Raw genomic sequence first — 12373 nt, 5'->3', positions numbered from 1 at the left:
CAGGGGAGTCTCATCCCGCTCTCACGAACGGGTGGCGGGGCGCCGGACCCCGCCGGGTCAGTCGACCCAGCGCATCCGCTCGGGCGCGTCGCGCATCCGGATCACCTTCGCGGGGACGCCGCCGGCGACCGCGTTGGCGGGGATGTCGCGGGTGGCGACCCCGTAGGTGCCGAGGACCGCGTTGTCGCCGACGGTGGCGCCGCGCAGCACGCAGCCGCCGTAGCCGATCCAGACGTTGTGGCCGACCCGGACCGGGCGGGTGTAGATGCCCTGCTCGCGGATCGGCGTCTCGACCCAGGCCACCGAGTGATCGAAGTCGATGAACATCGAGCGGTCGGCGATGATGCACTCGCGGCCGATCTCGACCCGCTCGTAGCAGCTGATCGTGCACTCCTGGCCGAGCACCGACTTGGCCCCGATCACGACCTCGCCCTCGTGGCAGCGGACCTTCGTGCCGTCGCCGATCCACGACCAGCGGCCGAGCCGGACGACCGCCTTCGGGCCGATCTCGAAGTGGACGCCGGAGCAGACGAAGGCCGGCCCGTCGAGTTGCAGCCGGCGGCCGTAGCGCAGCTTCAGCCGCAGCATCCGCAGCGCGATCCGGGCGTAGCGCGGCTTCAGCATCCCGTGGCGGCGGGCGAACCGCAGCAGCGTCAGCGGGCCGCCGCGGGGCGGCTCCGGCGGCCGCCGCGGCTGCGGCGGCGGCCCCAGCTCGTCGGCCGGCAGCGGCAGGGAAGCGGGGTCGATCGCCACGGCGGCAAGCGTAGCCGTCCGTCGCGGGTGGGCGGGGCCCGCCGAAGGTCGGGGATCCGGTCGCGGGAGGGGTCGCCGGCGGGCGGGCGGGGGTAGGGTTGCTCGGCGATGGCGACCGAGACGAGCCTGGCCGAACGGCTGCTGGAGGGCGACAAGCGCGCGCTCGCCCGGGCGATCACGCTGGTGGAGAACGACGACCCCCGCGGCTGGGAGCTGGTGCGCGAGGTCTACCCGCACACCGGCCGCGCCGCGGTGCTCGGCCTGACCGGGGCGCCGGGGGCCGGCAAGTCGACGCTGATCAGCTCGCTGACCAAGGCCCGGCGGGCGCAGGACCGCGAGGTCGCGGTGCTCTCGATCGACCCCAGCTCGCCGTTCACCAAGGGCGCGCTGCTCGGCGACCGGATCCGGCTCAGCGACCACTTCCTCGACCCGAAGGTCTTCATCCGCTCGATGGCCAACCGCGGGGCGCTCGGCGGGCTCTCCGAGGCGACCTTGCAGGCGGCGCTGTTGATGGACGCGGCCGGCAAGGACGACGTCTTCCTGGAGACGGTCGGCGTCGGCCAGGCCGAGATCGACATCATCGACCACGCCGACACCGTCGTGCTGGTGCTGATCCCCGGCGGCGGCGACTCGATCCAGGCGCTGAAGGCAGGGGTGATGGAGATCCCCGACATCATCGTCGTCAACAAGGCCGACCACCCGATGACCGACACGATGGTCCGCGAGATCCGCTCGGTGCTGTCGCTCGGCGAGCACGAGAAGGGCTCGTGGCGGGTGCCGATCGTGAAGACCGAGGCCTACCGCGACATCGGCACCGACGAGGTGATCGAGCAGCTGGACAAGCACCGGGCCCACATCCAGGCCGCCGGCCAGCTCGAGGAGCGGCGCGGGCGCAACCTCCGCAACGAGGTCCTGGCGCTGACCACCGGCCGCCTCCGCCGGCGACTCGACGAGGCGCTCGAGGCCGACGGCGAGTTCCAGCAGCTGCTGGACCAGGTGGTGCGGCGCGAGCTCGACCCGGCCAGCGCCGCGACCCGGGTCCTGGAGCGGCTCGACCGCGGCGACCTGCGGGCGCCCTGAGCGACGGCCTCAGGGCTGCAGCCGCGGCAGCGCGTTCTCGACGCCGGCCCACGGCAGCGCCCCGCGCGGCGGGTCGCTGCCGGCGTCGCCGTCGAGCAGGCCGGCGGCCAGCAGCCAGACGGTCGCGACGACCGTGACCGCGGCCAGGCCGGCGCCGAGCCGCGGCAGCCGCTGCCAGGCCCAGCCGACGACCGGGCCGAGCACCACCAGGCCGGCCGCGGCGGCCGGGCCGCCGAGCCAGTTGGTGGCCGGCCACGGCGAGAGCACGGCGTAGGGGAGGGTGGCGACGGCGAAGACGAGCAGCAGGAAGAGGACGATCACCTCGACGTGGATCTCGTCCGCGAAGACCCGCGCCAGCCGCGCCCGGTGCCAGTGCCAGAGCCGCCAGCCGGCGACGCCGACCAGCAGCAGCACCGGCGCCCACCGCAGCAGCCCCAGGTCGCGGTCGACCAGCAGCCCGAGCGGGCCGACGACCAGCCGCTCGAGCAGGTCGCCGATCCCGTCGAAGTCGGTCGGCAGGGTCCAGCCGGCGGCCGGCGCCCACGGGGTCGGGCCGCCGTAGAGCCGGTCCTGGACGGTGATGTAGACGACGGCCGAGAGCAGCAGCACCTCGAGCGCCAGGAAGCCGCCGAGGCCGCGGCGCCGGCGCCGCATCCAGCGGGCGAGCGCGGCGGCGATCAGCAGCGCGACCGGGGCCAGCGGCAGCCACAGCCACCAGAGCAGGGCGCAGAGCAGCGCGCAGGCGAGCGCGGCCCCGGTCCGCGGGCGGTCGCGGACGGCCAGCGCCGCCGCCACCGCGCCGGCGATCAGCAGCGCGGCGGGGCCGGTCGGGCCGACCTGGGTGGCGCCGAGGACCGCCGGCGGCGACAGCGCGATGGCGAGCACCCCGCGCGAGGCCCACGGCTCGGGCACGATCCGCCGCGCCAGTCCCTGGGCGATCGCGAAGGCCAGCGCCAGCAGCGCCGCGCACCACAGCTGGACGGCCAGGCGGCCGCCGATCCCGGTCCGCTCGCCGACCCAGTAGGCGGGCGCGAGGGCGGCGCCGGTGCCGAGGCCGCTCGGCTCCAGGAAGCCGCCGGGCGCGATCGGGACGCCGCCCGGCGCGTCGGGGCGGGCCTGCATGGCGACGTTCGGCCGCAGCGCGCCGCCGCGGGCCTGCCCGGTCACGCCGCCCCAGTCGCGCCAGGCCTGGGCCTGGTAGTCGTCGAGCAGGTCGACGTCGCCGTCGGTGACGATCGAGTGGGCGACCAGCAGCCGGTGGGCCTCGGTCGCCGACAGCTCGCGGCTGGGGGCGGCGGGCAGCACCAGCCCGGCGGCGTAGACGGCGACGAGCAGGAGCCAGACCGCCGCGAGCTGCAGCGGAACGGGTCGGGCGGCCGGCACCGGGGCAGCGTAGCGGTCCCGTCCGCGGCGGCGAGCCGGGCCGGGCGGGCCGATCGTGGAACGCCGAGGCGCCAGGCAACGGGTCGACGCGCCAGGTTGGCGGGTCGGTAACGGCTCGGCGACATCCGCGGACGGCGGCGCTCCTACCGTCGTCCCGCGCGTGACCCAGGGGCGTCCCTCTGCTCCTGGCCCGCCCCACCCCTCACCCCTCACAGCCGAGGTCCCCCTTGCGCAAGAAGCTCACCGTCGGCGCGGGCGCTGCCCTCGCCGCGCTCGCGGTCGGCGGCGTCGCCGTCGCCCAGATCGACAGCGGCGTTCCGAACGCTCACCGCCGCGCCGGCAGCCCGGCCGACACCGTCGCCGCCGGCTGGTCGGCCACGCGCCTGGTGACCGGCAAGAGCACCCTGGAGAACCCGGTCGGCCCATACAAGAGCTACGGCTACATCAGGGACGGCGGCCAGCAGGCCGATCACCTGGACACCAAGTCCGAGCCCGACCAGAACACCTACCTGGTGACGGCGTCCAACCCCGGTGGGCCGACCGCCGGCTACGACTACGGCCGGCACTTCCTGATCCAGGGCCACGAGGTCTTCTCGTCCGACCCCACGACCGCCCGCCACGGCTACCTGACGCGGATCAACCTCGACGTCCAGGATCCGGACCACCGGATCACGCTGCTCAACGGGACCGACGGCACGACCGATCCGCAGGGGATCGCGAACACCGCCCTCTACTCGATCGACGGCTCGACCTACGACCCGTTCTCCCAGCAGCTGCTGTTCACGGCCGAGGCCGGCAACAAGGGCGGCGTCTTCAGCACGCCGTTGACGTGGTCGTCGACGACCACGCCGGCGCTGGCCGACCACTTCGGCTCTATGGGGCGCGGGGGCTACGAGGGCATCCACGACGACCGGCTCGGCAACCTGCTGATCGTCGAGGACGTCGGCGGCTCGGGCGTGACCGACAACGGCAGCGCGACCAAGGTCAAGCAGCCGAACTCGTTCGTCTACCGGTTCGTCCCGGCCGCGGCGGGCGACCTCGACCACGGCAAGCTGCAGGCGCTCCAGTTCAGCGTCGCCGGCACGCCGATCAGCTTCCACCCGGCGGCCACGGACCCGACCGGCGCCCACGACGACGCCCTCGGCACGGCGATCAAGACCCTGCACTCGGGTCAGACCGTCCAGGCCAAGTGGGTCACGATCCACGACACGGCCAGCGATGGCACCGCCTCGTTCGACGCCAACGCGGCGGCCAAGGCGAAGGGGGCCACGCCGCTCAAGCGGCCGGAGAACGTCAAGTTCGTCCCCGGCAGCGACTTCGGCTCGTTCGTCTTCACCGAGACCGGCGACACCGATCGCGCGGGCGGCCAGTACCCGGGCGCTGCCGAGCGCGGGGCTTGGGGCGCGCTGGTGCGGGTCGACATCCCGGTCGGCCAGGACACGGGCAGCGGTCGGACGGTCGTGCTCGGCGATCCGACCCACGCGGCGTTCGACAACCTGACCTTCCTCGACAAGGACACGCTGCTGGTCAGCGAGGATCGCGGCGACACCCTTCACGAGCAGCTCGACGCGCTCGACTCGCTGTGGGCCTTCGACCTGCGCAAGCCGATCGACCAGATCAACGCCGACGCCCGCCGCCTGGTCGCCCAGGGGCGCGATCCGGAGGCGCTGGCCGACGTCCAGCTGAAGGACGCCGGCACCCCGAACCACAACGACGGCGACAACGAGGTCACCGGCATCCACGTCTCCGACGGCTCGACGTCGGCCACCGGCATCCTCGGGGCGGTCGATCCCGGCACGGCGTCCGGCGTGCGGATCTTCTTCACCGGCCAGCACGGCGCCAACAGCACCTACGAGCTGACGAAGCTGACGACGCCGGGCGGCCCCCAGGGCCCGGCCGGTCCGCAGGGTCCCGGCGGCCCCCAGGGTCCCGCCGGTCCCCAGGGCCCCGGCGGCCCCAAGGGGCCCCAGGGCGACAAGGGCCCGCAGGGCGACAAGGGGCCGAAGGGCACGATCGTCTTCCGCAGCCTCACGGCGAGCCGCGCGAAGGCCAAGGCCCGGATCACGCTGCCGGTCGCCGGCAAGCTGACCACGACGATCTCGGCCAAGCTCGGCAAGAAGCGGCTGACGCTCGGGTCGCTGACGGTCCGGAAGGCGAAGAAGGGCACCGCCACCTACACGGTGCGCTTCACCCGCAAGGCGCGGCGCGCGCTGGCCCACCGGCGGAGCGCGAAGGCCGCCGTGCAGCTGCGCCTGGTGCCGTCGGGGAGCACCGCCGCTGGCCGCTTCAGCACCGCGAAGACGGTCCGGTTCCGCTCGGCATGAGGCGCTCCGGTGTCGCTCCGGCCCTCGCCGCGATCGCCCTCGCGGCGCTGGCCGGGTGCGGCAACGACGACCGCGGTACCACCACGACCGCCGCGCGGGTCCGCGCGGCGGTCGGTCCGTCGCTGGACCGGTTCGGCCTCGAGCGGGCGCTGGGCAACGGCGTCCGGGCCGGGCTCTACCGGGTGGCGGTGATGAGCCAGCAGTCCGACGACGCGAAGGACCTGGGACAGCCGCTGCCGACCGGCGTCGTCGACGGCGTTCGCTGCACCCTCCGCGGGGCCGGCGCGACCCGCTGCCTGGTCCGCTGGCGGACGGTCGACCGGGTCCGCCAGCGGACCGCCTACCGCGTGCGGCTGCGTCCGGGCGGCTGCTTCGTGGCGGCGGCCGAGCCGGCGCGCGACACGATCTACGACGCGACGATCCGCTCCTACGCCGAGGACCCGCTGAACGTCGTGCAGGCCGTGGGGCGCCCGTGCTGAGGCCGCGACGTCCGGTGGTCGGCCGCCGCTGCGCCTGGCTCGCGGTGGTCGCGGCCCTGGCCGGCCTCGCGGGCTGCGGCGGGGACGACGCGCCGCCCGCCACGACCGCCGCGGTCGCCGCGCGGGGAGCGCAGACGTACGACAAGCGCAGCCCGATCCCCGGCAACGTCGATCCGGTCACCCCGGCCGACCTGCGCCGGCCGATCGCGACCTACCGCCGGCACGTGCGCCGCCAGCTGACGGTGATGCGGGGCGACCTGCGCGGGCTGCGGCGCGCGGTCGCGGCGAACGATCGGGCCGCTGCGCGCGCGGCCTGGCTGCGGGCCCAGTACCGCTACGAGACGATCGGCGCGGCCTACGGGGCGTTCGGCGCCCTCGACCAGGCGGTCAACGGTCGCGCCGGCGGGCTGGCCGGCGGCGTTCGCTCGCCCCGCTTCGCGGGCCTGCACCGGGTCGAGATGACGCTCTGGAGCGGGCAGCCGGTCCGCGCCGCGGCTGGACGGGTCGCACGGCTGGACGCCGCGGTCGCCCGCCTGCGCCGCCACGTCGGCCGGGCCGAGATCGACCCGCTCGACTACGTGCTGCGCGCGCACGAGGTGCTCGAGGACACGCTGGCGCTGCAGCTCTCCGAGCAGGCCAGCCCGTGGAGCGGGGCGGCGCTCAACGCCCTCGCCGGCAACCTCGCCGGCACGCGGCTGTTGCTGGGGACGATCGCCGGCCTGGCCCGGCAGCGCGATCCGGTCGCCGTCCAGCAGTGCTGGCGGGCGATCGGGCGTCTGCAGCGGGCGCTCGACGGCGTTCGCGCGGGCGGACGGCTGCCGCGCTGGGACGCGCTCGGCCAGCGCGATCGCGAGCGGATCTCCGGCCTGACCGCAGCGGCGGCCGAGGCCCTGGCCGTCGTCCCCGAGCTGACCGACCCGCGGCCTCCGCGCCCGCTCAAGCGCGCGATCGAGACCGGAGGAGCGAGCCGATGAAGCGCCGCCAGTTCCTCGCCGCCGGAGCGCTGCTCGGCGCCGGGGCGGCCGTCGACCGGGTCGCGGGCGGCGGTCCGTCCGACGCCGTCGCCGCACCGGCCCCGGCGGCCGACGGCTCCGGGCTGCGGACGCGGATCCCGTTCGAGGGCCCGCACCAGGCGGGGATCCTGACCCCGCGCCCGCCGCAGGCGATCTTCGTCGCGCTCGACGCGATCACGGAATCGCGCTCCGAGCTGGCCGAGGGCCTGCGGGCGCTCTCCGAGCGGGCGCGGCTGCTGACGGCCGGCCACCACGCGCTGCTGGGATCGCCGGGGGAGGGGCCGACGCCGGAGACGGGCGTCCTCGGGCCATTGGCGCCGCCGGACGCGCTGACGGTCACGGTCGGCCTCGGCGCGTCGCTCTTCGACCGCCGCTTCGGGCTCGGCGACCGGCGCCCGAGCGGCCTGACGGCGATGCCGGCCTTCCCCGACGACGACCTCGACCCGGCCGCCTGCCACGGCGACGTGCTGCTGCAGCTCTGCGCCAACAGCAGCGAGACCCTGCTCAACGCGCTGCGCGACCTGCTGCGCGCGACCCGGCCGGTGCTGGCGCCGCGCTGGAAGGTCGAGGGCTTCCTGCCCGACCCGGCCCGCGAGGCGGGCGCCGGCCGCAACCTGCTGGGCTTCAAGGACGGCACCGCCAACCCCGACGTCGGCGATCGTCGCCTGATGGACCGCCTGGTCTGGACCGGCCGCGGCGACGGACCGGCGTGGACGGTCGGCGGCACCTTCGCGGCCGTCCGCGTGATCCGCAACCGGGTCGAGTTCTGGGACCGGGTCTCGCGCGACGAGCAGGAGTTGATGATCGGCCGCGACAAGGCGCGCGGGGCGCCGCTCGGCCGTCGGCGCGAGGCCGACGATCCCGGCTACGCCAGCGACCCGAAGGGCGAGCGGATCCCGCTCGACGCCCACATCCGGCTGGCTCGCCCGCGCACGCCGGCGACCGAGGGCGAGCGGATCCTGCGCCGGTCCTACAACTACTCGCGCGGCATCGACCCGGCCGGCCAGCTCGACATGGGGCTGGCCTTCGCCTGCTTCCAGCGCGACCTCGACCGCCAGTTCGGTGCGATCCAGCGACGGCTGGCCGGCGAGCCGCTGATCGACTACGTCCGCCCGACCGGCGGCGGCTACTTCTTCCTGCCGCCCGGGGCCGCCGATCCGCAGGACTGGGTCGGGTCGGGGCTGTTCGTCTGACGCGGCCCCGCCCCGCGCGGCCCGCCGTTTCGCGATCACCGGATCGTCACAGGCTGCTCACACCGCGGCCACAGGAGCGGCCCACGCGCCGAACTAGCGTGAACGTGCCATGCGGGCGCGGCGGCGCCAACCGCGCCGTCGGGCCCGCGTCTCCCTCACGCCCCCTGGAGCCGCCGTGCCCACGTCGCCCGCCTCGGACGCCCCGCGTCCGGAGTCCCTCGTTCCCGTCGATCCCGCGACCGGCCAGCACCCGCAGGCCGGGCGGACCCGCCGCTCGTTCATCCGCGGCGTCGCCGCCGCCGGCGCCAGCACCGCCGCCGCCGTGGCGCTCGACGGGGCCGGGATCACCGACCTGCTGGGCGATAGCGCCGTCGCCGCCGGTCCACCGACCCGGTTCTCGGAGTTCACGGCGATCGCGGCCTCCAGCGCCGACCAGGTCCAGGTGCCCGAGGGCTTCCGGGCCGACGTGCTGATCAAGTGGGGCGACGAGTTCGCCAACAGCGACGGCACCAAGCTGCGCTACGGCTTCAACAACGACTTCCTGGCCTTCCTGAAGCTCGACGGCAAGCCGGACGAGGGCCTGCTGTTCGTCAACCACGAGTACCCGGCGCCGTTCTTCCAGCACGGCAACAAGGACCCGAAGACGAAGACCGAGGAGCAGATCGCGCTCGAGAAGGACGCGGTCGGCAACTCGATCCTCCACATCCGGCGGGTCGACGGGCTCTGGCAGGTCGTCTCGCCCTCGCCCTACAACCGCCGGATCACCGGCGGCGCCCCCGCCTGCGAGATCACCGGTCCGCTGCGTGGCACCACCCAGGTCGTCGGCGGCGCCAACCTCACCATCGAGACCACCGCCGCCGGCTCGCTGGCCAACTGCTCGGGCGGCATCACGCCCTGGGGAACCACGCTCTCCTGCGAGGAGAACTACGACGGCTACTGGGGCGACGACTCGGCCTTCGCCTACGGCTGGAAGCACGGGGCCGGCAACGACCGCTACGACGAGAAGACCTTCGCCCACTACGGCTGGGTGGTCGAGCACGACCCGTACGACCCCTCCTCGACGCCGCGCAAGCACACCGCGCTCGGTCGCTTCCGGCACGAGAACACCGCCTTCCGCCACGTCGCCGGCAAGAAGTTCGTCCTCTACATGGGCGACGACAAGGCCGGCGAGGGCGTCTACAAGTTCGTCAGCGACCGCGAGTTCCTGCCCGGCCGCCGCAGCCACAACCTGCGGATCCTGGAGCAGGGCACGCTCTACATCGCCAAGTGGTCGCCCGAGGGCCGCCGCCGCTTCGCCAGCCAGGACGCCGGCAAGGCGGGCGGCGCGCTCGTCACCCCCGAGTCGGGCAGCGGCGAGTGGGTGAAGGTCGAGCAGAACGAGCTGGTCGACACCGCGGCGCTGCTGCGGGCCCGGATCGGCAGCGCCCAGTACGACCTCCACTTCGCCACCAACCGGCCCGAGGACGTCGAGGTCGACGCCGACGGCACCGTCTACGTGTCGTTCACCAACAACACCGGCAGCAACGTCTGGGACTACCACGGCTCGATCCGCAAGCTGGTCGAGGCCGGCAACGACCCGACGGCGTTGACCTTCACCTGGCAGGACTACGCCGACGGCGGGCCGACCGGGCGCGCCGGCGCGGGCGAGCAGGGCTTCTCCTCCTGCGACAACCTGGTCTTCGACTCGGCGAACAACCTCTGGGTGGTGACCGACATCTCGTCCAGCTCGCTGAACAAGCCGTCGGCCGCCCACTACCAGTACCACCAGAACAACGCGGTCTTCATGATCCCGCGCTCCGGCCCCAACGCCGGCGTCGCGTTCCGGTTCGCGAACATGCCGGTCGAGGCCGAGGGCACCGGGCCCTACTTCGACGCCGACGAGTCGACGCTGTTCGTCAACGTCCAGCACCCGGGCGAGGAGACCCCGGCCAGCGGCGGCGTCTACGGCGACCCGGCCACCTACTCCAGCTGGTGGCCGGCCGGCAACAAGACCGCCGGCGTCAACCCGTCGCTGCCCCGCCCGGCGACGGTCGCGATCACCCGCGTCAAGAAGGGCGACGACCCGGGGGACACGACGATCCCGCCCGGTCCCGGCCCGGGCCCCGACCCGAAGCCCGGCCAGCCGTCCGGCAAGACCGCGGTCGACGTCCCGGAGAAGGTGTCGCTGGCGACGCTGCTCTCCAAGGGCGTGAAGGCGAAGTACCGCGTCCGCGAGGCGGCCCGGATCGAGGTGATCCTCTACGTGCGGCTGCCGAAGGTCGGACGGCTGAAGTCGCGGCTGCTGACCGTCGCCCGCGTCCGCAAGACGGTCCAGGCGGGCAGCGGCAGCGTCACCCTGCGGCCCGGCACCGTCGCCCGCGCCGCGCTGCGGACCCGCCGCGGCCGGACGCTGCGGGGTCAGGCGCGGCTGATCGTGAAGCCGGTCGACGGCACGCCGAAGGTCGTCCGCCGCTCGGACGCCTTCACGATCCGCTGACCCCCTGCCCCGGCCCTGGCTCGCGTGGCGGATCAGCCCCACCCCTCGGGGCCGATCCGCCACGCGAGCCGCGGTCAGCCGGCGACGGCCCGGGCGGTCTCGACCAGCAGCCGCACGCCCCAGCCGCTGGGGCCCTTGCGCAGGTAGGACCGCGGCAGGTCGGACGACATCGCCGCCATGTCGACGTGGGCCCACGGCACCCCGCCCGCGAACCGCTCCAGGAAGGCGGCGCCCTGGCTGGCGTGGGCGGGTCGGCCGCCGCTGTTGACCATGTCGGCGCTGGTGCTCTTCAGCAGGTCGCGGTGCTCGTCCTCCAGCGGCAGCGGCCAGACCCGCTCGCCGGTCCGCTCGCCGGCGCCGCGGACGGTGTCGAGCCAGCCTTCGTCGTGCCCGAGCAGGCCGGCGTGGGAGTTGCCCAGCGCGACGGTCACGCCGCCGGTCAGCGTCGCGACGTCGATCAGCCGCTCGGCGCCCAGGGCCAGCGCGTGGGTCATCGCGTCGGCCAGCACCAGCCGGCCCTCGGCGTCGGTGTTGACGACCTCGACCGCGGTCCCGTTGGCGGCCACGAAGACGTCGCCGGGCTTCATCGCCGCCGGCCCGACCAGGTTCTCGGTCGCGCCGATCACCGCCACCACCCGCACCGGCAGCCGCAGCCGGGCGATCGCCGCGACCGCCTGCAGGACCGCCGCCCCGCCCGACATGTCGAGCTTCATCTTCGTCATCCCGGCCGGCGTCTTCAGCGAGTAGCCGCCGCTGTCGTAGGTGACCGCCTTGCCGATCAGGCCCAGCAGCGGGCCGGCCGCGGCGGCCGGCTCGTAGCGGGCGACGATCAGCGCCGGCGGCTCGACGCTGCCCATCCCGACCGCGGCGAAGAGCCCCATCCCGCGGGCGCGGAGGGCGGCCTCGCCCAGCTCGACGTCGACCTGCAGCCCGTCGATCTCGTCGCCGAGCGTCAGCGCCTCGACCGCCAGCGCCCGCGGCGTCAGCCGGTTGGCCGGCAGCTGCTGCAGTCGCCGGGCCTCGTTCTGGGCCGCCGCCACGACCGCCGCCGCCGCGATCGCCGCGCTCGCCGACGGGCCGGGGACGGCGCCGCCCGGACCGGCGATCCGGACGCCCTCGGCCGGCGGCGCGGCGGCGGCCGGCTGCTCCGCCTCGGCGTCGGCGGCGCGGGTCGGCACCACCGCCTGGGCGCGGTCGGGGAGGGCGGCGCTCGGGCGGCCGTCGACCTTCGCCGGCCGGTGGGCGACGAGCACCGCCGCCTCGGCGACCGCGGCGGCGCCGTCCTCGTCGTCGACCACCACCGTCACCGCGCGCGCCCGCAGGTCGGCCGCCCGCCGCAGCGCCGCGCCGGTCGCCACCCGCCGGTCCTCGTCGTGGCGGAGACCGTCCTCGCCGACCCCGACCAGGATCCAGCGGACCCCGTCGCCGTCGCGCAGGTGAGCCACGTGGCCGAGCGCGGGACGGGCCTCGCCGTCCTCCAGCAGCGCCTCGATCAGCGCCCGCGGCGCGGCGTCCGGCGCGGCCACCGGACCGGCGCCGGAGACGCCCACCACGACGGCGTCCGCGGCCGGGTCGTCGGCCCGCAGCGCGCGGACGTCGGGGGTGGCGGAACGGGCGGGTGCGGGGCTGGACACCGGTCCAGCCTACGGGCGCGTCGGGTCGGCGGCCGGCC

General features: G+C 75.3%; 9 protein-coding genes. 6 read left to right on the top strand and 3 right to left on the bottom strand.

Annotated features, from left to right (window positions below; translation table 11 throughout):
• Positions 1 to 57: 57 nt before the first annotated feature.
• Positions 58 to 753 carry an acyltransferase gene (locus SH587_RS09670; protein ID WP_320670391.1) on the bottom strand — a complete coding sequence of 232 codons (696 nt, stop codon included), beginning with the start codon at positions 751 to 753 and terminating at the stop codon, positions 58 to 60.
• 108 nt (positions 754 to 861) lie between these two features.
• Here SH587_RS09670 and meaB point away from each other — a divergent pair, with 108 nt between their 5' ends.
• Entirely contained in the window at positions 862 to 1833 is a 972-nt protein-coding gene (gene meaB / locus SH587_RS09665; protein WP_320670390.1) for a methylmalonyl Co-A mutase-associated GTPase MeaB, read from the top strand.
• A gap of 9 nt (positions 1834 to 1842) precedes the next feature.
• On the opposite strand, the gene SH587_RS09660 is transcribed toward meaB, so the two are convergent.
• Positions 1843 to 3216 carry a hypothetical protein gene (locus SH587_RS09660; protein WP_320670389.1) on the bottom strand — a complete coding sequence of 458 codons (1374 nt, stop codon included), beginning with the start codon at positions 3214 to 3216 and terminating at the stop codon, positions 1843 to 1845.
• 227 nt (positions 3217 to 3443) lie between these two features.
• On the opposite strand from SH587_RS09660, the gene SH587_RS09655 reads away from it, so the two are divergent.
• The 5 genes from SH587_RS09655 (at position 3444) to SH587_RS09635 (ending at position 10701) form a co-directional block, all read left to right on the top strand.
• Positions 3444 to 5540, top strand: a complete 2097-nt coding sequence (locus SH587_RS09655; RefSeq protein ID WP_320670388.1) for a PhoX family protein — start codon at positions 3444 to 3446, stop codon at positions 5538 to 5540.
• Positions 5537 to 6019, top strand: a complete 483-nt coding sequence (locus SH587_RS09650) for a hypothetical protein (RefSeq protein ID WP_320670387.1) — start codon at positions 5537 to 5539, stop codon at positions 6017 to 6019. The genes SH587_RS09655 and SH587_RS09650 overlap by 4 nt, the downstream gene beginning before the upstream one ends.
• A complete protein-coding gene (locus tag SH587_RS09645; RefSeq protein WP_320670386.1) occupies positions 6013 to 6993 on the top strand; it encodes an EfeM/EfeO family lipoprotein in 981 nt (326 codons plus the stop codon). Before SH587_RS09650 ends, SH587_RS09645 begins: the two co-directional genes overlap by 7 nt.
• Complete coding sequence (locus tag SH587_RS09640) at positions 6990 to 8225, top strand: Dyp-type peroxidase (RefSeq protein WP_320670385.1); 1236 nt, start codon at positions 6990 to 6992, stop codon at positions 8223 to 8225. The genes SH587_RS09645 and SH587_RS09640 overlap by 4 nt, the downstream gene beginning before the upstream one ends.
• A gap of 175 nt (positions 8226 to 8400) precedes the next feature.
• Positions 8401 to 10701 carry a PhoX family protein gene (locus SH587_RS09635; RefSeq protein WP_320670384.1) on the top strand — a complete coding sequence of 767 codons (2301 nt, stop codon included), beginning with the start codon at positions 8401 to 8403 and terminating at the stop codon, positions 10699 to 10701.
• A gap of 74 nt (positions 10702 to 10775) precedes the next feature.
• Here the strand turns inward: SH587_RS09635 and SH587_RS09630 are convergent, their stop codons facing one another.
• Positions 10776 to 12335 carry a M17 family metallopeptidase gene (locus SH587_RS09630; protein WP_320670383.1) on the bottom strand — a complete coding sequence of 520 codons (1560 nt, stop codon included), beginning with the start codon at positions 12333 to 12335 and terminating at the stop codon, positions 10776 to 10778.
• Positions 12336 to 12373 lie beyond the last annotated feature (38 nt).

This window comes from Patulibacter defluvii, from assembly GCF_034096925.1.
Taxonomy (GTDB): domain Bacteria; phylum Actinomycetota; class Thermoleophilia; order Solirubrobacterales; family Solirubrobacteraceae; genus Patulibacter; species Patulibacter defluvii.
Note: the sequence above shows the minus strand (reverse complement) of the source record. Positions and strands in the feature narration are given on the sequence as shown.

Excerpts from the sequence above, each read along its gene's own strand:
- meaB (WP_320670390.1), top strand. The coding sequence starts at position 862 with ATGGCGACCGAGACGAGCCTGGCCGAACGGCTGCTGGAGGGCGACAAG.
- SH587_RS09650 (WP_320670387.1), top strand. The coding sequence starts at position 5,537 with ATGAGGCGCTCCGGTGTCGCTCCGGCCCTCGCCGCGATCGCCCTCGCG.
- SH587_RS09640 (WP_320670385.1), top strand. The coding sequence starts at position 6,990 with ATGAAGCGCCGCCAGTTCCTCGCCGCCGGAGCGCTGCTCGGCGCCGGG.